General features: G+C 59.5%; 19 protein-coding genes and 5 tRNA genes. 9 read left to right on the top strand and 15 right to left on the bottom strand.

Annotation, left to right across the window (positions count from 1 at the left end; translation table 11 throughout):
* Window positions 1–26 precede the first annotated feature (26 nt).
* A complete protein-coding gene (locus JBO08_RS00630) occupies window positions 27–2,177 on the bottom strand; it encodes a DUF1631 domain-containing protein (protein ID WP_065875150.1) in 2,151 nt (716 codons plus the stop codon).
* A 191-nt stretch (window positions 2,178–2,368) separates the two neighbouring features.
* Between JBO08_RS00630 and nadC the strand changes: the two genes are divergently transcribed.
* Entirely contained in the window at window positions 2,369–3,217 is an 849-nt protein-coding gene (gene nadC, locus JBO08_RS00625; RefSeq protein WP_065875151.1) for a carboxylating nicotinate-nucleotide diphosphorylase, read from the top strand.
* Between the two features lie 180 nt (window positions 3,218–3,397).
* On the opposite strand, the gene JBO08_RS00620 is transcribed toward nadC, so the two are convergent.
* The 4 genes from JBO08_RS00620 to JBO08_RS00605 all read right to left on the bottom strand — a co-directional run bounded on the left by JBO08_RS00620 (window position 3,398) and on the right by JBO08_RS00605 (window position 5,820).
* Window positions 3,398–3,703 carry a DUF6388 family protein gene (locus JBO08_RS00620; protein ID WP_065875152.1) on the bottom strand — a complete coding sequence of 102 codons (306 nt, stop codon included), beginning with the start codon at window positions 3,701–3,703 and terminating at the stop codon, window positions 3,398–3,400.
* A 146-nt stretch (window positions 3,704–3,849) separates the two neighbouring features.
* Window positions 3,850–3,922, bottom strand: a tRNA-Thr gene (locus JBO08_RS00615).
* A gap of 48 nt (window positions 3,923–3,970) precedes the next feature.
* Window positions 3,971–5,371 carry an O-antigen ligase gene (locus JBO08_RS00610; RefSeq protein WP_065875153.1) on the bottom strand — a complete coding sequence of 467 codons (1,401 nt, stop codon included), beginning with the start codon at window positions 5,369–5,371 and terminating at the stop codon, window positions 3,971–3,973.
* Window positions 5,372–5,406: 35 nt separating this feature from the next.
* The gene (locus tag JBO08_RS00605; protein ID WP_065879638.1) at window positions 5,407–5,820 is read right to left on the bottom strand and encodes a pilin; all 414 of its coding nucleotides are present in this window, start codon (window positions 5,818–5,820) and stop codon (window positions 5,407–5,409) included.
* A 202-nt stretch (window positions 5,821–6,022) separates the two neighbouring features.
* On the opposite strand from JBO08_RS00605, the gene JBO08_RS00600 reads away from it, so the two are divergent.
* Genes JBO08_RS00600 through yacG form a run of 4 tightly spaced genes read left to right on the top strand, consistent with a single transcriptional unit; the run spans window position 6,023 to window position 8,911 of the window.
* Window positions 6,023–7,231 (top strand): type II secretion system F family protein, encoded by a 1,209-nt coding sequence (locus JBO08_RS00600; RefSeq protein WP_065890532.1) that lies wholly within the window; start codon window positions 6,023–6,025, stop codon window positions 7,229–7,231.
* Window positions 7,228–8,094 (top strand): A24 family peptidase, encoded by an 867-nt coding sequence (locus JBO08_RS00595; protein WP_065875156.1) that lies wholly within the window; start codon window positions 7,228–7,230, stop codon window positions 8,092–8,094. The genes JBO08_RS00600 and JBO08_RS00595 overlap by 4 nt, the downstream gene beginning before the upstream one ends.
* Entirely contained in the window at window positions 8,091–8,714 is a 624-nt protein-coding gene (coaE, locus tag JBO08_RS00590) for a dephospho-CoA kinase (protein ID WP_065875157.1), read from the top strand. The genes JBO08_RS00595 and coaE overlap by 4 nt, the downstream gene beginning before the upstream one ends.
* Window positions 8,711–8,911 carry a DNA gyrase inhibitor YacG gene (gene yacG / locus JBO08_RS00585; protein ID WP_003188437.1) on the top strand — a complete coding sequence of 67 codons (201 nt, stop codon included), beginning with the start codon at window positions 8,711–8,713 and terminating at the stop codon, window positions 8,909–8,911. Before coaE ends, yacG begins: the two co-directional genes overlap by 4 nt.
* On the opposite strand, the gene JBO08_RS00580 is transcribed toward yacG, so the two are convergent.
* The 3 genes from JBO08_RS00580 to JBO08_RS00570 all read right to left on the bottom strand — a co-directional run bounded on the left by JBO08_RS00580 (window position 8,908) and on the right by JBO08_RS00570 (window position 10,351).
* On the bottom strand, window positions 8,908–9,123 hold the full coding sequence (locus JBO08_RS00580; RefSeq protein WP_003171680.1) for a hypothetical protein: 216 nt from the start codon (window positions 9,121–9,123) through the stop codon (window positions 8,908–8,910). The two genes, yacG and JBO08_RS00580, sit on opposite strands and share 4 nt — an antisense overlap.
* Window positions 9,124–9,197: 74 nt before the next feature.
* Window positions 9,198–9,887 carry an energy-coupling factor ABC transporter permease gene (locus JBO08_RS00575; RefSeq protein ID WP_065875158.1) on the bottom strand — a complete coding sequence of 230 codons (690 nt, stop codon included), beginning with the start codon at window positions 9,885–9,887 and terminating at the stop codon, window positions 9,198–9,200.
* Window positions 9,884–10,351, bottom strand: a complete 468-nt coding sequence (locus JBO08_RS00570; RefSeq protein ID WP_065875159.1) for an FAD/FMN-containing dehydrogenase — start codon at window positions 10,349–10,351, stop codon at window positions 9,884–9,886. Before JBO08_RS00570 ends, JBO08_RS00575 begins: the two co-directional genes overlap by 4 nt.
* Window positions 10,352–10,454: 103 nt before the next feature.
* Between JBO08_RS00570 and JBO08_RS00565 the strand changes: the two genes are divergently transcribed.
* From JBO08_RS00565 to JBO08_RS00555, 3 genes are read left to right on the top strand one after another with little or no spacing between them, the layout of a single operon-like run.
* Entirely contained in the window at window positions 10,455–11,084 is a 630-nt protein-coding gene (locus JBO08_RS00565) for a DUF1780 domain-containing protein (RefSeq protein ID WP_049710060.1), read from the top strand.
* A gap of 54 nt (window positions 11,085–11,138) precedes the next feature.
* The gene (locus JBO08_RS00560; protein ID WP_044286631.1) at window positions 11,139–11,312 is read left to right on the top strand and encodes a DUF3094 family protein; all 174 of its coding nucleotides are present in this window, start codon (window positions 11,139–11,141) and stop codon (window positions 11,310–11,312) included.
* A gap of 60 nt (window positions 11,313–11,372) precedes the next feature.
* On the top strand, window positions 11,373–12,671 hold the full coding sequence (locus JBO08_RS00555; protein ID WP_065875160.1) for an NAD(P)/FAD-dependent oxidoreductase: 1,299 nt from the start codon (window positions 11,373–11,375) through the stop codon (window positions 12,669–12,671).
* A 175-nt stretch (window positions 12,672–12,846) separates the two neighbouring features.
* Here JBO08_RS00555 and JBO08_RS00550 read toward each other — a convergent pair.
* The 7 genes from JBO08_RS00550 to rluD all read right to left on the bottom strand — a co-directional run bounded on the left by JBO08_RS00550 (window position 12,847) and on the right by rluD (window position 17,944).
* Window positions 12,847–12,923, bottom strand: a tRNA-Pro gene (locus JBO08_RS00550).
* Between the two features lie 94 nt (window positions 12,924–13,017).
* Window positions 13,018–13,093: transfer RNA gene (locus tag JBO08_RS00545), tRNA-Lys, on the bottom strand.
* Between the two features lie 5 nt (window positions 13,094–13,098).
* A tRNA-Pro gene (locus JBO08_RS00540) sits at window positions 13,099–13,175 on the bottom strand.
* Between the two features lie 10 nt (window positions 13,176–13,185).
* Window positions 13,186–13,261 (bottom strand) — tRNA-Asn (locus tag JBO08_RS00535).
* Window positions 13,262–13,564: 303 nt separating this feature from the next.
* Window positions 13,565–16,129 (bottom strand): ATP-dependent chaperone ClpB, encoded by a 2,565-nt coding sequence (gene clpB / locus JBO08_RS00530; RefSeq protein ID WP_065875161.1) that lies wholly within the window; start codon window positions 16,127–16,129, stop codon window positions 13,565–13,567.
* 130 nt (window positions 16,130–16,259) lie between these two features.
* Entirely contained in the window at window positions 16,260–16,985 is a 726-nt protein-coding gene (gene pgeF / locus JBO08_RS00525; protein WP_065875162.1) for a peptidoglycan editing factor PgeF, read from the bottom strand.
* The gene (rluD, locus tag JBO08_RS00520) at window positions 16,982–17,944 is read right to left on the bottom strand and encodes a 23S rRNA pseudouridine(1911/1915/1917) synthase RluD (RefSeq protein ID WP_049710064.1); all 963 of its coding nucleotides are present in this window, start codon (window positions 17,942–17,944) and stop codon (window positions 16,982–16,984) included. Before rluD ends, pgeF begins: the two co-directional genes overlap by 4 nt.
* Window positions 17,945–18,093: 149 nt before the next feature.
* Between rluD and JBO08_RS00515 the strand changes: the two genes are divergently transcribed.
* The gene (locus tag JBO08_RS00515) at window positions 18,094–19,119 is read left to right on the top strand and encodes an outer membrane protein assembly factor BamD (protein WP_049710065.1); all 1,026 of its coding nucleotides are present in this window, start codon (window positions 18,094–18,096) and stop codon (window positions 19,117–19,119) included.
* Window positions 19,120–19,169 lie beyond the last annotated feature (50 nt).

Here is a 19,169-nt window from a genome sequence, read left to right as displayed (position 1 = left end):
TGCCGCGTTCGACCCTCTGGTTGCGATCACTTGCCGCGATTGAGTTGACGCAGTTTATTCAACACCGCGGCCAGCGCGCGCTCGAACAGGGGGGCGTCGTCCAAGGAATGCAGCGTGCCGCGCTTGAACGCCAGCGCCAACTGGCCGGTACTCTTCTCCAGCACCTTGAGCCCCGTGCGGCTGGTGAAGATATACGTGTTGGCCGGTGCCATGATCGCCGTCAGCTTGCACCGCAGAGTGCTGGTCGCGTCCGCTTGGAACACCACCCAGCTACCCACCTTTAGTTCTTGAGCCTTGAGCAAGTCCGGGTCGTTGCTCGGCAGGTCGATGACCGGGGCGGGCGACGCCGCGCTGAGGACAAACGGCTCGCGCACTTCGATCAGATCTTCCATGCCTTCGGGCGCCTGGACGTGCAAGGCCTGCAAGCGCAGAAAGAATTCACGGGTGCTGAACGGGTCGAACGCGGCACTGGTCAACCCATCGCGCAAGGCCTTGAGCAAGCCAGGCAGTTGCTCCAGCAAATGGCGCCCGGCTTCAGTGTCTTGCTGCAGGCTGACACTCCAGATCAGCTCGTCCATGGTGCGCAACGCCGCTTGCCATTGCACCGACTGCTCACCGTGCTTGAGGCTGGTCAGCAACAACACTTGGCTCCATGCCTGCTGCAGGAACTGCACCACCGGACGCGGCAGGACCTTGCCCAACAACCGTCGATTAAGCACATCGGCCACGCGCTGGCGTACGGCTTCGGTGCGCACGCGTCCAGCTTCGGCATCGCGGGTGTGTTGTTCAAGCAGGTCGCTGCGTCGCCGTTCATCGGCGGTAAACACGCTGAACTCTGCGAGCAATTGGGGAAAAATCGCCGGGTCTTCGACGAACTCATTGAGCAAACGCTGCACGACTTGCTCGATGCGCAGATAAAGATGGTCGCGCTGGCAGTCTTCAGGCGGACTGCTGCCCATGACGGCGGCCGCGATTTCATTGAGTAAGCGTCGCGCCGGGTGACTGGCGCGGCTGAAAAAGCTCTTGTCGAGCAACGCGACTTTCAGCATCGGGATCTGCAGGCGACCGATCAAAGCCTTGAAGGCACCGGGCACGGTAAGGTCGTTGAGGATAAATTCGAATAACAGCGCGACCAGGTTGATCACGTCTTCGTCCGCATCCTCTACCACCCGCGACTTACCACTCTTGACGCTGACACGGGTGAGCAACTGTTCAAGCTGGTTACACAGGTCGAAATCGTCTTCGGCCTCAGGCTCCGGCACGTACTGCTGCAAGTGGGACAGCAGGCGTAACAGATCACGGGTGGAAATAGGCAGCGGTTCGGCACTGGCCTCAAGCGTTGGCGCCACGCTGCCGCGTACCGCTGTGAGTAAGTTCTGGAGCGCGGCGAAGGCTTCCTGGCCATTGTCGTCGGCGGGCTGATCGGCGGCCGACGGGGCCTCTTCGTGCGGGTGTTCGCGGGCCGCACGCGCCTCAAGCCGACGGGACGGTACGGCCTTGAGTTCCGGCAATACGCCGGTCGCGACCAGCAATTGATTGGCTTCGCCATACAACTGGTCGGCGTCACTGAGCACGTACTTTTCAAAGAGCTTGAGCATGATCAGTTTGACGCGGATCTCCACCCCCAGGCTGCGCCCCGCCCGCAGGAAAAACTCACACAACAGCGCGGGGCCCAGCGGGTTGTCACGCTCATCCAGGCGATTGCCCAGTAATGCGCTCAACCGCGCAGTGAGTTGACCAAGGGCCAGGCCGTCACGATGTCGTACCCGGCCGAGCATGGCTTCAAGCGCCACGGCTTTTTCCAGGGCATCCTTGGATGAACCGGGCGGCGCGTCATAGGAAACCACCGGCACCAGTTGCAGCTCTCCCTGCCCCGCCTGGCCCAGGCTGGCGAAGGCTTCAAACAGTTGCTCCAGGAACACGCGCTCAAAATTCTTGCGCTTAAGGCGCAGGTCGCGCATGGCTTCAAAGAAAATATGGTGGTCAAGCGTGTTGCGCGACCTGTCGGCCATTTCGAACAACGTGTCGTCGGCGTTATCGAACAGTTCCTGCAGCCCTTGCTGCAACTGTTGCACCGCCTTGTCGCGGACCTGCAGCAACACCACCGGAAGTCGGGCGAGCGGCGATGGCGTGGCGTGTGCCTTTTTGATTGGCACCACCTTTCCGTCATTGTGCATCCTGGCCTCCTGAAACGGCGCTATCTGTCTAAACGTCAAAGCTATGACGCCAATTGCAAGGCGCAAGATTATCTTGCAAATGAGGTGGGTTGCGCCAGCAAACTCTGCCATCGCACGGTAAATGAGGGGTGAGCCTGGGTTCAGAAGCGCACTGCCCCTATAATCGGGGCACTTTGTTTGTGGAGCCTGTTATGCCGAATCTCCGTCTTGCCGACCTCACCGCCGAAATCGAAGCCAACGTGCGCCGCGCACTGCTGGAAGACGTCGGCAGCGGCGACATCACTGCTCAGTTGATCCCGGCCGAACGGCTGGCCACCGCCACCATCATCACGCGCGACGCCGCTGTTATCGCGGGTACGGCTTGGGTCGACGCGGTATTCCGTCAGTTGGACCCACGGGTCGCCGTGCATTGGCAGGTCGCCGACGGTGAACGCGTCAGCCCCAACCAAGCGCTGTTCAACCTGGAAGGTCCGGCACGCTCGCTGCTCAGCGGCGAACGTAGCGCGTTGAATTTTCTGCAGTTGCTGTCCGGGGTCGCGACCCGCGCCCAATTCCTGGCAGATTTTGTCGCCAGTACCCAGGTCAAGCTGCTCGATACCCGCAAAACCCTGCCGGGCCTACGCCTTGCGCAGAAGTACGCAGTAACCTGCGGCGGCTGCCACAACCACCGTATCGGTTTATATGACGCGTTCCTGATCAAGGAAAACCATATCGCCGCCTGCGGGGGCATTGCCCAGGCGATCACGGCCGCCCACAAGATCGCACCCGGCAAGCCGGTGGAAGTCGAAGTGGAAAGCCTGCATGAACTGCGCGAAGCCCTGGCAGTGGGCGCGGATATCATCATGCTCGATGAGTTGAGCCTGGACGATATGCGTGAAGCCGTGCGCCTGAACGGCGGCAAGGCGAAGCTGGAGGCCAGCGGCGGGATCAATGAAAGCACCCTGCTGCCTATCGCAGAGACCGGGGTGGACTACATCTCAATCGGCGCCATGACCAAGGATGTGAAGGCGGTGGATTTGTCGATGCGGCTGAGTATCTAAGCTTTCAAATTAAGAGCGAGCTCACTGTGGCGAGGGAGCTTGCTCCCGCTGGAGCGCGGAGCACTCCCTTTCCGACACAGCCGGTGTATCTGATACACCTCACCACCCGCTATCAGGGCTGCTTCGCAGCCCAGCGGGAGCAAGCTCCCTCGCCACAACAAGCCCGCCCATTTAAAACGCTCAGACCACCAGATTATTCATCTCGCAGTACTCTTCCCAATCGACACCCAGCACCTCGGCCGCCTCTTTGTGCAAGACCAGCCGTGCCGCTTCGAATTCTTCCGGTGTCGAGGTGTACTTGAGGGTCAGCTCCCAAGGCTGGAGGCCCTGGCTCTCGGCCTCGTCCTCGAATGCCCACTGAATCTGATCGCGCTGATCGTCGGCGCTCAGGTCCTTGATTTCTTCTTTAAGCTGCGGCGTGTCCTCAAGGTATTTATTGAGTGCTTCTTCGTGCCGAGCTTCCTGGGTCATTTCAGTCGTGGTCATGTGTGTTCTCTTAGATCGAGGAATGGGGATGCATCTGGGTCATCAAGGGTTGCGCAGATACAAATGAGCGGGCGCGAATGCCGGCTCGTCTGGCCTTCAGAACCATTCTGGGATCAACTGAAAACGTGCTGCCTTTGTTGCCTTTTTGCCCGAGACAGGAATCGAACCTGCGACCTTCGCGTTACGAGTGCGCTGCTCTACCGGCTGAGCTACACGGGCGGTGGGCTAAAGCTAGCACTGCATCGGAAGTCCGGCAACTTACCGGCGTCAACGGGCAATCACACCTTGGGCCCAGAAGCGCGGTTGCAGGAAGGTGTCATGGCCGTCCAGGTACTGCTGCTGCGCTTGCTTGATGTGAGGTACATCGCGCGCGACAATAAAAATCAACAGACCAACGGCCAGCACACTGAGCGTTTTCCAAGCACCCCGGGCCAATGGCAGTTCAGCGGTCGGCGGCATTCGCCACACATGCAGCGCCATCAGCCAGCCCACCACCAGCGCCAGCCAAACCTGGGAGTTGGGCATCACAATCACGCCATCGACCATGGACTGCACCAACGCGCCAACCACCGATGCAAACAGGCACAGCCGCAGCAGGTCTGCACGCTCGGCGCTCAGCGCACGCTCACGCAATATACCGAATGTGGCCCAGCCGCCTCGCCACGCCAACACCGCGACGCACAGAGCCGATGGCACACCCCATTCACTGGCCCATTGCAGGATGGCCTGGTGGGGGTGAGCGGCAATCCTGTTGGTGATATCGGCAAAATGCATAGGCCCGAAACCCAGCCCTGGCCGTTCGGTGAGCATGTGCCATCCCTGCCACCAGATCGGCCCGCGCCCCGACAACGAGGTGGTGAGGCGATCGCTGGCGCCACTGGTGAGTTCGATCCCCAGGTAATCCGCTAACACCGTAAACACCAGCCAGTACAGCAACAGCCCGCCACACACTGCGGCCAGCTGCCACCCCAGCCAGCGCCGGCCCCAAGGCCCCAACACCGCCAACACCACACCCGCCGCGCCCATGCCAAGCCAGGTGCCGCGTGTGCCGCCACCAATTGCGATCAGCCACCACACGCACAGCAACGCAAACACCGCAACTTTGAGCGAGCGCGAGAGCGTCGGGATCAACAAGGGAAGCGCCAGCAATGGCAGGGTGAACGTCTGGAACTGGCCGTAGAATCGCTTGTTGGAAAAGCCAGAGAGCAGCAAGTCAGGGTCCAGCGTCCGCTCGGCGCTGGCGAACGCGAGTGCGCCCGCATACACGTATTGAATCGACTTGATCAGGCACAGCAGCACCACCACCATGATCAAGGCGCGGTCCAAAGGCTCGCCGCCCTGGCGACGCAGCAAGGCAACTGCCACGGCAATCGCACCGCAACTGACAAACAAAGCCACTTCGGCCAGTGCCCAGAGCGGCTGGTGGGCCAGCGTCGATGACACCAGGCCCAGCCCAATAATCAGCGCCAGGCCCAGGGTGGTGGGCCGGTCTACCAACCGTTCAACGGGGGCGACCGACAGCCCATACAGCACCGCACAAGCCCCGATGGCAATCTGCATCGCCCGCTGTAGATCATGCCCACTGAACGGTGCACAAATCCCGACAACCAGCAGACACACCACTGCTACCAGAAAAATACTGCCACGCTGCTGTATGGATAAATACATCGGCCACCTCAACTTCCCTGTGGAGGGTCTAGCAGTTATGCACCGTCGGCGCCGCAGCCCTTGGCGATATATTTCGCGTCAGCAGTGGTGGTGCATTTCCAACCACTGGTGGCGTTGCGCGTCAGGCTGATGGTCTTGCCCAGTACCGGCGCGGGAGCGTCGAGTATTTCGCAACGGATGGAACCCGCGCCCGTCGCCACATCCCCTGCCACATCGATCTTGCAATTGGCGGTCGGGCTGGCGCCACCGATCAACGCCAGCGTGGGTACGGTGCCTTGGTTGAGGGTGTCTTCATACCCAGGCTTCAACGCGGTGATTTCAGCCAGGCCGGCGGTGAACTTGGCCTTGGCCTGGTGGGTGGTGTACATGGGCAGGCCGATGGTGGCCAAGATGCCGATGATTGCCACGACGATCAACAACTCGATCAAAGTAAAACCTTTCTGACGCATCACTTTCACTCTCCAGAATAGAACTCATGACAAGGCGCTTCCTGCGCCCCGTGTTGTGCAGCGGCGCCAGTGTACTCATCCGCAAGCGCTCAATCGCGCACTGGACGCACATTCTGACATTTTATCCTGCGTTGCCTGCCTGCCCGAATCCGTCACCTGACTAAGCTATAAATCTTCGACGACCTCTCTGCGGAACCCTGTCATGGATAACGCTTCAACGCTGTACGCCTGGGAAGGCATCAACCGTAAAGGACGTAAGGTGTCCGGGCAAACCGCAGGGCACAACCCCGCCTTGGTCAAGGCTCAGTTGCGCCGGCAAGGCATCAGCCCAGGCGTGGTACGCAAGCAATCTGCCGTGCTGCCAAGCTTGGCACCGTCGATCAGATCGACGGACATCACCCTACTCACTCGCCAACTGGCCACGCTGCTGAAGGCCGGCATTCCCCTTCTGCAAGCCTTCGACATCATCGGCGAAGGCTTCGACAACCGAGCTGTGCGTGAGCAGGTGCAAGGGTTGAAACAGGCGATCGCCGCCGGCTCCAGCCTGGCCGAAGCGTTGCGCAAACAACCGCGCTATTTCGATGAGCTGTATTGCAACCTGGTGGCAGCCGGCGAACAGGCCGGGGCACTGGAAACACTGCTGGAGCGCGTGGCAATCCATCGGGAAAAGAACGAGCAATTAAAGGCCAGGATCAAAAAGGCCATGACCTACCCGATCGCCGTGCTGGTAGTGGCCAGCGTTGTCACCAGCGTTCTATTGATCCACGTCGTGCCGCAGTTCCAGAACCTGTTTGCCGGGGTCGACGGCACGTTGCCCGGTTTTACCTTGCAGGTTATCGCGCTCTCCGAGTTCATGCAGAAAGCCTGGTGGATCATGGCGCTGGGCGCTCTTGCGGGGGCTCTGGGATTGCGCCACGCCTATCGTGCCTTGCCTGCTTTTCGTCTATGGCTGGACACCGGTTTGTTGAAAATGCCTCTGGCAGGCAAACTGCTGAGCAAATCAGCCGTGGCTCGCTATGCCCGCACGCTTTCCACCACCTTTGCCGCCGGTGTTCCGTTGGTACAGGCACTGGAATCGGTGGCTGGTGCTGCCGGTTCAGGACCGTTCAAACAGGCAATCGAACATATGCGACACGATGTATCCACTGGCATGCAACTGAACCAATCCATGGTCGCCAGCGGACTGTTTCCCGCAATGGCAATCCAGATGACGGCCATCGGCGAAGAGTCGGGCACACTGGACCGCATGCTGGAAAAGGTCGCCAGCCATTACGAGGCCGATGTGGACAACTTGGTCGACAACCTCACCAGCCTGATGGAACCGCTGATCATGGTGGTGTTGGGGGGTATCGTTGGCGCGTTGGTGATCGCCATGTACCTGCCGGTATTCCAGTTGGGGAGTGCATTTTGAACCTGGTGCTGGGTGAACACCCATTGGCTTTTGTCGTGATGGCATGGGTATTGGGGCTGGTGATTGGCAGTTTTCTCAATGTGGTGGTGTGGCGCCTGCCGAAAATGCTAGAACGTGAATGGCGCGCCCAGGCCCACGAAGTGCTCGGTTTGCCCGCTGAACCTGCCGGGCCGACTTACAATTTGATGCATCCCAACTCCTGCTGTCCGCACTGCAATCATCCGATACGTCCCTGGGAAAACATTCCTCTACTCAGTTATCTGTTTCTCAGAGGCCGTTGCGCCCATTGCCAGGGCGCGATCAGCGCCCGCTATCCACTTACAGAACTGGGGTGCGGGCTGATCTCGGCCTGGGTGGCCTGGCATTTCGGTGTTGGCTGGCAGGCGGGAGCGGTGATGGTGCTGAGTTGGGGCTTGTTGGCGATGAGCCTGATCGATGCAGACCATCAACTGCTGCCCGATGTGCTGGTGATGCCGTTGTTATGGCTGGGTCTGATCGTCAACGGGTTGGGCCTGTTGACGACATTGCCGGACGCCCTGTTGGGCGCGGTGATCGGGTATATGAGCCTGTGGAGCGTGTTCTGGCTGTTCAAGTGGGTCACTGGCAAGGACGGCATGGGCCACGGCGACTTCAAGTTACTGGCGCTGCTCGGCGCCTGGGGTGGCTGGCAGATCCTGCCGATGACGCTGTTGATGTCGTCCCTGCTTGGGGTGTGCGTAGGCTTGATCCTGATGCGTCTGCGCAAGACCCAGGCATCGGCGCCCATGCCGTTTGGTCCGTATCTGGCAATTGCCGGCTGGATTGCATTGCTCTGGGGTGGTCAAATAACCGACTTCTATTTGCAGTCTGTCGGTTTCAGATGACCACTTCTGTTGCAGCACCTTGGATTCTCGGCCTCACCGGCGGTATCGGCAGCGGCAAAAGTGCGGCTGCCCAGCACTTTATCAACCTGGGTATTGACCTGGTGGACGCCGACCACGCCGCCCGTTGGGTGGTCGAGCCTGGCCGGCCGGCACTGGCACGCATCGCCGAGCACTTCGGTGCCGGCGTGCTGCAGCCTGACGGCCAGCTGGACCGCGCCGCATTGCGCAAGCTGATCTTTGAGGTACCCGAAGAGCGCCGCTGGCTTGAAGCCTTGCTACACCCGTTGATTGGCGAGGAGATTCGCAACCACCTGGCGCGCGCGCAGTCGCCTTACGCAATCCTGGTATCGCCGCTGCTGATTGAGTCAGGCCAGAACAGCATGACCCAACGCATCCTGGTGATCGACGTGCCGCAATCGCTGCAGATTCAGCGTACCCTGCAGCGCGACGGCATCACCGAACAACAGGTACAGGCAATCCTCAAGGCGCAGTCAAGCCGTGAAGACCGCCTGAACCATGCCGATGACATACTGGTCAACGACAAGGACCTCGCCTGGCTGCACAGCGAGGTCGAGCGACTGCACCACTTTTACCTTACTTTGCGTGGAGGCCGAACATGAGCCAACCCTTGACCGTCGATTGCCCAACCTGCGGCGCACCCGTGGAATGGAAAGCGACCAACCTCAACCGGCCGTTCTGCTCGGACCGTTGCAAGCTCATCGACCTCGGCGCCTGGGCGGCCGAGGAACACAAAATCCCGGTGGCTCCGGATGCCGAAGACGAGCTGTTTTCCGAAGACCTGCCGCCGCGCCATTAAGGGCGCATAAAGGCATATTCCTGCTGGTCGTCGAGGTTCTCTGCAAGGTATTGCAGCTCGTCGGCCAGGTCTTCAAAACTGCGCACACCCTTGCTCTGCTGCACCACCGCACTGAGCATGGCGCGCAGGGTCAAGCCTGGGTCAAAACCGATTTCCTGTGCCGCATCCTGGCTTCTGCGCAACTCCTGCCGTGCCCACTCATACACACTCATGATCGTGCCCCCGCCTTGCCCAGGAAAATTTCGCAGAGCATGGGCCTGCTCGGCTACGCGGGATTTGATCTGGGTCAACGCTGTGAATCGTCGTCCTTCCAGGGCGCCGAGAGGTAGCGAGTACGGTTGAAGGTCTCCAGCCATTCCGGGCAAAACACCACCAAAGCGCTGATAACCATGCCGTTGATAAAGGCCTCTGGGAAGATGATCAACCACAGATAGCCGACGAAATCCTCCAGCCATTCCGGCATGGCAAAAAGACCGTCGAACCACAACAGCCCGAGCCCGAACAACAGGCAGAGCAACGCCGACAGCGCGGCGGCAAAAAAGCCGGAACAGAAGATATACACAAACGGATTGCGTGGTTGCGCACGCTCGACCAGCAGTGCGCAACCCTCGGTAACCAGCACTGGCAGCCCGACAAGCAGCAAGCCGTTGACACCAAGGGCAGCCAAGTCCTGGCGCCCCAACAACATCAGGCCCACCTGGGCAGCAAAGCCGCCGACGATCGCCAGTGGCCAATCCAGCAGCAGGGTGACGGCAGTCATGCCGATAAAGTGGTACGAGACCCCGGTATCGAAATCCCGCCGTACCAACCACAGCATGAACAACGCGAACACCGTGCCGAACAGCAAATGCTGACGCCGCCGGTCGGCAAACAACTCGACCCATGGCGAACGCAAGATTGCCCACAGCACCACCGGCGCGTACAACAGCCAGCCGATGCCAAGGGTTTGCGGCGCCAACACGGCCGCACTGATCACGGCTTCACCTGCTCCAGGGCTTGGCGCAGCTCAGCGCCAGAGCTGTATTCGCGTTGCGCGACCAGCTTGCCGTTATCCAGTTGCAGCCACAGCACCTTATCCACAGGACCCGGATAACGCGGCGCAACGCGCGCGTCACGGTCCAGCATAACCCGGTAGTTATAGGACTGCATGGCCGGCACTGCGAACAGTTTGGCGATCAGTCGGGGCATGCGCTGGATATCGGCGACAAACACCCCGCGCCGTGACTCCAGATACCCCTTAGGCTGCCCTTGCAATGCCGTATCCACCCATTTGGCGGCGTCCATGCTGCGCGCCACCAGCAAGATCTGCGCTTGGTCATCCAGGGTGTAGGCCTGGTCGAATTGATCCAGCAACGTCCAGGGCGCCAGGCGTTCACCCACTTCAACGGCCTGGGACCACACGGGTAAAAGGCTGAGCATCAGCACCGCTAAAAACTTCACTACGCACTCCTCAAGTCCGGCTTGATGATCGAGTGACCAGTCTACACCGAGCTTTTACAGCGGGACTTCCTGCGGTCATGATTTGAGCGCTAAGCTGCTACCTATGGATGACTCAGATTACTTGCGCCTGCTCACCGTGGCGGCCGAGCAAGCCAACGCTTTCCTGTCCAATGCCCGCAAGTGGGAGCGTGAGCGTTGGGTCTGCCAGCGCCTGCTGCAAGGCTTGAACGTGCCTTACCGTGCCGAAGAGTTTCACGCCGCCGGGCAAGAACCGCCGGACGTGCTGTTCCGCGATGCCAGCTTCGAAGTGTTTTTCGTACTGGATGAAGGCCGTCGCCTGAACGACGAATGGCGTGACGAGTTGCTGCGCCGTCGCAGCGCCTTCTCCCTTAGCCAACTGGTACGACGTGAAGCCAAGCCGCGACGTATCCCGGCCCATGAATTTTTAATGCGCCTGGCGCCCACATTGCGCAAAAAGGCCCACAACTATAAAGAGCGCGGCATGGACCTGGGGGAGCTGGATATCGTCGCTTTCTCCAGCCTCAAGCGCGAAGTGCTCGACCTCAACAGCCACTTCCCGCCACCGACGGAATACCTGCGCCAAGGCTGGCGCTCGCTGTCACTGGTGGGGCCGACTTTTGCACGGGTGCTGTTCGCACACCCGGACGCGCCGGATTTCTTGCGCAACAACCTGGGCCGCAGCATAGTGTTCGACGTGGGCATCAGCCTCTGAGCCCCCGGACTGTAACGTGGCGCCCTTTTGCAACGTCTACCTGACGAGGCCTTTATGACCAGCCGCCTGAACCCCGATGACCAACAGCATGTCGAAGAGTACCTGCAACTCTCCCAACACCGAGTCGAGCGCAAGCCTTTCCGGCCGTGGCTGCTCCTCGGTGTGGTGCTTGTAGTGGTGATCGGCCTCGGCCTGTTGAGTCGCCTTTTGAGTTACCTGACGCTATGAGCTGCCTGGCGCTCGCGGGGGTAACTGCTCCGATTTCTTTTAGCCTTGCGAGATATCCCCATGACCCATCGTATTATTATCGTCGGCGGCGGCGCCGGCGGCCTGGAGTTGGCTACCCGCCTGGGTAAGACTCTGGGCAAGCGCGGCACCGCCAGCATCACGCTGGTGGACGCCAACCTGACCCATATCTGGAAGCCCTTGCTGCACGAAGTGGCCGCAGGTTCGCTGAACTCTTCGGAGGACGAACTCAATTATGTCGCCCAGGCCAAATGGAACCACTTCGAGTTCCAACTGGGGCGCATGAGCGGGCTTGACCGTGAACAAAAGAAGATCCAGCTCGCCGCCACGCTTGATGAAGAAGGCCGTGAGCTGGTGCCTGCGCGCGTGCTGGACTATGACAGCCTGGTCATCGCGGTCGGCAGCACCACCAACGATTTCGGCACCGAAGGCGCGGCGCAACACTGCCTGTTCCTCGACACCCGCAAGCAAGCCGAGCGCTTCCACCAGCAATTGCTCAACCACTATCTGCGCGCTCATGCCGGGCAGACCGACGTGGTGGAAAAAATCAGCGTCGCCATCGTCGGCGCCGGTGCAACCGGCGTCGAACTGGCCGCCGAGCTGCATAACGCCGCCCATGAGTTGGCCGCCTATGGCCTGGACCGCATCAAGCCGGAAAACATGCACATCACCCTGATCGAAGCCGGGCCACGGGTGTTGCCTGCCCTGCCGGAGCGTATCGGCGGGCCTGTGCATAAAACCCTGGAAAAGCTCGGAGTGACGGTGCTGACCAACTCGGCGGTCAGTGAAGTGACGGCCGACGCCCTGATCACCAGCAGCGGCCAAGTGATTCCAGCCAGCCTCAAGGTGTGGGCCGCCGGCATTCGCGCACCAGGTTTCCTCAAGGACATCGACGGCCTGGAAACCAACCGTATCAATCAGCTGCAGGTGTTGCCAACACTGCAAACTACCCGCGACGAAAACATCTTCGCCTTTGGTGACTGCGCTGCTTGCCCACAAGTGGGCACCGACCGCAACGTACCGCCACGGGCCCAGGCGGCTCACCAACAGGCGTCGCTGCTGGCAAAATCGCTGAAGCTGCGTATTGAAGGCAAGGACCTGCCGTCGTACAAGTACACCGACTATGGATCGCTGATTTCGCTATCGCGGTTCTCGGCGGTGGGTAACTTGATGGGTAACCTCACTGGCAGCGTGATGCTGGAAGGCTGGTTGGCGCGGATGTTTTACGTGTCGCTGTACCGGATGCACCAGGTGGCGCTGTATGGGTTTTTCCGTACGGCGATGCTGATGCTGGGGAGCAAGATCGGCCGAGGCACCGAGCCGCGTCTGAAATTGCACTAACAACGCTTATTAATGTGGGAGCGGGCTTGCCCGCGATAGCGGTGGAACAGCAGCACATAGGCTGGCTGACAATCCGCTATCGCAGGCAAGCCCGCTCCCACATTTTTTTGCGTTGCATTTGAAATTTTCAGCACAAAAAAAATCCCCGTATCTTTCGATACGAGGATTTTTAATATGGTCGGGGTAAGGGGATTCGAACTCCTGACATCCTGCTCCCAAAGCAGGCGCGCTACCGGACTGCGCTATACCCCGGTAATAAAAAGGCGACCTTTCAGTCGCCTTCTTCGATCAGTGCTTTTGGCCTCTGATCTTAAGATCTGATTCCAGCGTTAACTGGTCTCAAAAATGGTGGGTCGTGTGGGATTCGAACCTACGACCAATTGGTTAAAAGCCAACTGCTCTACCAACTGAGCTAACGACCCAAATATGGTCGGGGTAAGGGGATTCGAACTCCTGACATCCTGCTCCCAAAGCAGGCGCGCTACCGGACTGCGCTATACCCCGGTTTTGAAATTGGCTCCGTGACCAGGACTCGAACCTGGGACCCAATGATTAACAGTCATTTGCTCTACCGACTGAGCTATCACGGAACTACATATTTCAAATGTACAACTTTTACTACTGTGTAACCTTCTCTTCGACTTGCCCGTATCGCTACGTTCATGTGTCTGAGGCGCGCTATTCTACAATCTTAAAAACCCCTGTCAACCCTTTAAATTGCTTTTAAGACAATGATTTGCGCTTGTTTCTGATTTCTTCTTGGGGAGAAGAAACCCGTGGGCTGACGTTGCTGCGGGGCGCACTTTACAAGCCTTTGCCTTACAGTTCAACGCCCTATCGAAAAAAAAGGCCCCGTAATGCGGGGCCTTGTCTTATCCGCCTACAGCCTGGGCTCAGTGGAAGACGATTTCGTCGTTTTCCACGGTCGCCGTGACGCTGGTGCCCGGCATGAAACTGCCCGACAAAATCAACTGGGCCAGCGGGTTTTCGATCCAGCGCTGGATCGCACGTTTCAACGGCCGTGCGCCATACACCGGGTCATAACCGACCGCGATCAATTTCTCCAACGCGTCACTGCCCAGCTCCAGCGACAGTTCGCGTTCGGCCAGACGACTGCGCAGACGGCCCAGCTGGATCTCGGTGATACCCGCGATCTGGTCACGTGCCAGAGGCTCAAAGATCACCACTTCGTCGACCCGGTTAATGAATTCTGGACGGAAGTGCGTGGTCAACGCATCCATTACAGCAGCACGCTGGCCCTCACGATCACCTACCAGCTCCTGGATCTGCGCCGAGCCCAGGTTGGAGGTCATCACGATCACCGTGTTGCGGAAGTCCACGGTGCGCCCGTGACTGTCCGTCAGGCGGCCATCTTCCAGCACTTGCAACAGGATGTTGAACACATCCGGATGCGCCTTCTCGACCTCATCCAGCAAGATCACCGAGTAAGGCTTACGCCGCACGGCTTCGGTCAGGTAACCGCCCTCCTCGTAGCCCACATAGCCTGGTGGCGCGCCGATCAAGCGAGCCACCGAGTGTTTCTCCATGAATTCGGACATATCGATCCGCACCATGGCCTCTTCAGTATCAAAGAGGAACTCGGCCAAGGCTTTGCACAGCTCGGTTTTACCCACGCCGGTCGGGCCGAGGAACATGAACGAACCACTTGGGCGATTCGGGTCGGACAAACCGGCACGGGAACGCCGTACTGCGTTGGACACCGCCACCACAGCCTCTTCTTGGCCAATGACGCGCTGGTGCAACAGGCTTTCCATCTTCAGCAGCTTGTCGCGCTCACCTTCGAGCATTTTCGACACCGGAATGCCGGTCCACTTGGAAACAACTTCGGCAATTTCTTCCTCGGTCACTTTGCTGCGCAACAACTGGTTCTCGCTTTTACCGTGCTGATCGACCATCTGCAGGCTGCGCTCCAAGTCCGGGATCACCCCGTATTGCAACTCGGCCATGCGGTTCAGGTCGCCTTTACGCCGTGCGGCTTCCAGTTCCTGGCGGGACTGCTCGATCTTTTGCTGGATCTGCGCAGAACCCTGCACTTCAGCTTTCTCCGAGGTCCAGATTTCTTCCAGGTCGGAATACTCGCGCTCCAGACGGACGATTTCTTCCTGGAGTTTTTCCAGACGTTTCTTCGCCGCTTCGTCTTCTTCTTTCTTAAGGGCCTGGGACTCAACTTTCAGTTGAATCAGGCGCCGATCCAGACGGTCGAGTACTTCCGGCTTGGAATCGATTTCCATGCGGATACGGCTGGCCGCTTCGTCGATCAAGTCGATGGCCTTGTCCGGCAACTGACGGTCAGTGATATAGCGATGGCTCAACTTGGCCGCCGCAATGATCGCACCGTCGGTGATCGCCACCTTGTGGTGGACCTCATAACGTTCTTTCAAGCCTCGCAGGATCGCGATGGTGTCTTCTTCGCTCGGCTCCTCCACCAGCACTTTCTGGAAGCGACGCTCAAGGGCGGCGTCTTTTTCGATGTACTGGCGATATTCGTTGAGCGTGGTAGCACCGACGCAGTGCAACTCACCCCGCGCCAAGGCTGGCTTGAGCATGTTGCCGGCGTCCATGGAGCCCTCGCCTTTGCCGGCGCCTACCATGGTGTGCAGTTCGTCGATAAACAGAATGATCTGCCCTTCCTGCTTGGACAATTCATTCAGCAGGGATTTCAGACGCTCTTCGAACTCACCGCGGAACTTGGCACCTGCAATCAACGAGCCCATGTCCAGGGAGAGCAGACGCTTGCCCTTCAGGCCGTCCGGCACCTCACCATTGATGATGCGTTGGGCCAGGCCTTCGGCAATCGCGGTTTTACCCACACCAGGCTCACCGATCAGCACCGGGTTGTTCTTGGTGCGACGTTGCAGCACCTGGATCGTGCGACGAATTTCATCGTCACGGCCGATCACCGGGTCAAGCTTGCCCTCTTCGGCGCGCTTGGTCAGGTCGACCGTGTATTTATCCAGTGCTTGACGCGACTCCTCATGGTTGGGGTCGTTTACCGCGTCACCGCCACGCAGGTTGTTGATGGCGTTTTCCAGGGCTTTCTTGCTCACGCCCTGGCCCAGCAACAATTTGCCAAGCTTACTGTTCTCGTCCATCGCGGCGAGCAGTACCAGTTCACTGGAAATGAACTGGTCACCCTTCTGCTGGGCCAGACGGTCAGCCTGATTCAGCAGGCGCGCCAAATCCTGCGACATATTCACGTCGCCGGTCGGGTTTTGGATTTTCGGCAGTTGGTCGAGCTCTTTGCTCAACTCCTTGCGCAGGCTGTTGACGTCAAAGCCCACCTGCATCAGCAAGGGTTTGATAGAACCACCTTGCTGTTCCAGGAGCGCCTGCATCAAGTGCGCAGGCTCGATGGCCGGGTGGTCAAGGCCCACCGCCAACGATTGGGAGTCTGATAAGGCCAACTGCAATTTGCTGGTTAAACGATCAATACGCATTAGTCACCTTCCTTTTGAGCAGGCCGGAGCTATAAAACATCCTGAATGAAGAAACCTGCCAGATACCCCTATAGATGTGGTCGATTCTGGGAGATTCAAGCTACGGACAGTTGACGCAGATCAGAAGAGTCTAGCGCTCGAGCCAGATAAGGGAGGCGAACCGACCGGTGCGAGAGCTGCGGCGGTAAGAAAAGAAGCGTGGATCGGTCACGGTGCAGAAACCGCCACCGTAAACAGCCGTGACACCCCGCGCGGCAAGGCGCAAACGGGCCAACTGATAGATGTCGGCCATGAACTTGCCGGGATTGCGGCTGGGCACAAAGGCTTCGGCGGTAATCGGCAGTTGCTGCATGAAGGCTTCACGCACTTCAGGGCCGACTTCGAATGCCTGTGGGCCAATGGCCGGGCCGAGCCAGACCAACACGTCAGCGGGTTCGGCGTCCAGGCTGTCGAAAGCAGCCTCCAACACGCCTGCCGCCAACCCGCGCCAACCGGCATGGGCAGCCGCCACACGGGTGCCGGCGCGGTTGCAGAACAACGCGGGCAGGCAATCGGCAGTCATTGAGGTACAGGCAATGCCTGGAGTGCTGGTCCAACTGCCATCGGCTTCGACAGTCTGACCAGGATCGGCCTCGACCACCTTGATACCGTGGACTTGGCGCAGCCAGGCCGGCTGTATAACGAAGGCATCGGTAAGCCGACGGCGATTTTCCAGGACGGCGTCCAGGCTGTCCTCGACATGATCGCCCAGGTTGAGGCTGTCGAACGGCGCCAGACTGACGCCGCCCGCACGGGTGGTGACGCAGGCTTTCACCTGAGCCGGCGCAGGCCAGTCAGGAATCAGCCAGTCACTCATCCGATAAATGCCTCGCGATCCTGCTTGAGCAGCGACAACAACCAGACCAAATCGTCTGGAAGAGGCGATTCCCAGCTCATCCGCTTACCGCTCGTCGGATGATCCAGCTCGAGGAAGCGTGCATGCAGTGCTTGGCGCGGGAAGGATTTCAGCGATTCAACCATGGTCACACTGGCCGCCGGCGGAATACGGAAGCGACCGCCGTAGGCCGGATCTCCGACCAACGGGAAGTTAATGTGCGCCATGTGCACGCGAATCTGGTGCGTACGGCCGGTTTCCAGCTTGACCCGCACATGCGTGTGGGAGCGGAAACGCTCGAGTACACGGTAGTGGCTGACGGCTTGCTTACCGCCCTCCATCACCGCCATACGCTGGCGCTGCTGGCCGTGACGACCGATCGGGGCGTTGATCTTGCCACCTGCCACCACCACGCCAATCACGATGCATTCGTAGATCCGGCTGACGCTGCGGCTTTGCAATTGTGTGACCAACTGCGTCTGCGCCTGAATGGTCTTGGCCACCACCATCAAGCCGGTGGTGTCCTTGTCCAGACGGTGCACGATGCCGCAGCGCGGGACGTTGATGATGTCCGGCACGTGGTGCAGCAAGGCATTAAGCAAAGTGCCATCAGCGTGCCCGGCGGCCGGGTGAACCACCAGGCCTGCGGGTTTGTTGATGACCAGGATGTCGTCGTCTTCATAGACGATGTCCAGCTCAATGTCCTGGGCAACCCATTCTCCCTGGGCTTCCTGCTCGGCAGTCAGCTCAAGAATCGCACCGCCATGGACTGTGTCTCGCGGGCGGATAACCGCTCCATCCACAGTCAGGCGGCCGTCTTTGATCCAGGCGGAAAGGCGCGAGCGCGAGTGCTCAGCGAATAATTGTGCGGCGACTTGATCGAGGCGTTGGCCGCCCAATTCGGACGGCACCTCTGCGCGAAGTTCAATTTTATCGGACATGCTCAGACTAGGCGTGGCACAGCCTTTGGTTTCGGCTGCGCGCTTGTGGTTAAATACGGCGTCTTTTGCCCCGAGGCTTTCAACGGGGCGCTCATCATAACAGGACGGCCCCGCCCAAGACAGCGGCCGTCATAGGGACGCAAGCCGCCATGCAAGTGAAACACCTGCTGCTGATCGCCATCCTCGCCATGACTGCTGCTTGCTCGTCAACAAAGGAAGTCGTCGACGAAAACCTGAGCGAAGTCGAGTTGTACCAACTGGCTCAGAAAGACTTGGACAATAATAGCTACACAAGCGCCACAGCGAAGCTGAAGGCACTGGAGTCGCGTTATCCGTTCGGGCGCTACGCCGACCAGGCCCAGCTCGAGCTGATCTACGCCAACTACAAGAACGCCGAACCGGAAGCTGCCAAGTCCGCCGCCGAGCGTTTCATCCGCCTGCATCCGCAGCACCCGAACGTCGACTACGCCTACTACATGAAGGGCCTGACCTCGTTCGACCAGGACGTTGGCCTGTTGGCGCGCTTCCTGCCGCTGGACATGACCAAGCGTGACCCGGGCGCTGCCCGCGACTCCTACAACGAGTTCGCGCAACTGACCAGCCGCTATCCCAACAGCCGCTACGCGCCGGACGCCAAGCAGCGCATGATCTACCTGCGCAACCTGCTGGCGTCCTACGAGATCCACGTGGCTCACTACTACCTGACCCGTCAGGCCTATGTAGCGGCCGCCAACCGTGGCCGTTATGTCGTCGAGAACTTCCAGGAAACCCCTTCCGTGGGTGACGGCCTGGCAGTGATGACCGAGGCTTACCAGCGTCTGCACCTGGACGACCTGGCCAGCACCAGCCTGGAAACCCTGAAGCTCAACTACCCTGACCACCCTAGCCTGAAAGATGGCCAGTTCGTGCCTCAGGTTGCCGAAGCCGACAACCGTTCGTGGCTGAGCAAGTACACCCTGGGCCTGATCGAGTCCCGTCCACCGCTGCCGCCGGGCGAAACCCGCGCCAACCAGGACGTGATCAAGCAGTACCAGGACGCCAAGGACGCTATCCCTTCGGACCTCAAGCCGCATGACGAGAACGGCGACGTGATCGAAGAGGAAGAGCCACAGGCCCTGGGCAACAACCAGGACCGTTCGTGGTTCAGCTACATGACCTTTGGTGTGTTTGACTGATTGCACCCTGCGTCATCAAGAAGGAGCCTTTCGAGGCTCCTTTTTTGTGA

Source organism: Pseudomonas sp. LAP_36 (genome assembly GCF_019456785.1).
GTDB lineage: Bacteria > Pseudomonadota > Gammaproteobacteria > Pseudomonadales > Pseudomonadaceae > Aquipseudomonas > Aquipseudomonas tritici.
The sequence above is the reverse complement of the archived record's forward strand: the minus strand, read 5'-3'. Positions and strand labels throughout refer to the sequence as shown.

Bases quoted from the DNA above. Each gene is read 5' to 3' on its own strand.
- JBO08_RS00620 (WP_065875152.1), bottom strand. From the start codon at position 3,703: ATGACCACGACTGAAATGACCCAGGAAGCTCGGCACGAAGAAGCACTC.
- JBO08_RS00580 (WP_003171680.1), bottom strand. From the start codon at position 9,123: ATGAGTGTGTATGAGTGGGCACGGCAGGAGTTGCGCAGAAGCCAGGAT.
- JBO08_RS00515 (WP_049710065.1), top strand. From the start codon at position 18,094: ATGCAAGTGAAACACCTGCTGCTGATCGCCATCCTCGCCATGACTGCT.
- JBO08_RS00630 (WP_065875150.1), bottom strand. From the start codon at position 2,177: ATGCACAATGACGGAAAGGTGGTGCCAATCAAAAAGGCACACGCCACG.
- clpB (WP_065875161.1), bottom strand. From the start codon at position 16,129: ATGCGTATTGATCGTTTAACCAGCAAATTGCAGTTGGCCTTATCAGAC.
- nadC (WP_065875151.1), top strand. From the start codon at position 2,369: ATGCCGAATCTCCGTCTTGCCGACCTCACCGCCGAAATCGAAGCCAAC.
- JBO08_RS00565 (WP_049710060.1), top strand. From the start codon at position 10,455: ATGGATGACTCAGATTACTTGCGCCTGCTCACCGTGGCGGCCGAGCAA.
- JBO08_RS00610 (WP_065875153.1), bottom strand. From the start codon at position 5,371: ATGTATTTATCCATACAGCAGCGTGGCAGTATTTTTCTGGTAGCAGTG.
- JBO08_RS00605 (WP_065879638.1), bottom strand. From the start codon at position 5,820: ATGCGTCAGAAAGGTTTTACTTTGATCGAGTTGTTGATCGTCGTGGCA.
- JBO08_RS00560 (WP_044286631.1), top strand. From the start codon at position 11,139: ATGACCAGCCGCCTGAACCCCGATGACCAACAGCATGTCGAAGAGTAC.
- JBO08_RS00600 (WP_065890532.1), top strand. From the start codon at position 6,023: ATGGATAACGCTTCAACGCTGTACGCCTGGGAAGGCATCAACCGTAAA.
- rluD (WP_049710064.1), bottom strand. From the start codon at position 17,944: ATGTCCGATAAAATTGAACTTCGCGCAGAGGTGCCGTCCGAATTGGGC.
- pgeF (WP_065875162.1), bottom strand. From the start codon at position 16,985: ATGAGTGACTGGCTGATTCCTGACTGGCCTGCGCCGGCTCAGGTGAAA.
- coaE (WP_065875157.1), top strand. From the start codon at position 8,091: ATGACCACTTCTGTTGCAGCACCTTGGATTCTCGGCCTCACCGGCGGT.
- yacG (WP_003188437.1), top strand. From the start codon at position 8,711: ATGAGCCAACCCTTGACCGTCGATTGCCCAACCTGCGGCGCACCCGTG.
- JBO08_RS00555 (WP_065875160.1), top strand. From the start codon at position 11,373: ATGACCCATCGTATTATTATCGTCGGCGGCGGCGCCGGCGGCCTGGAG.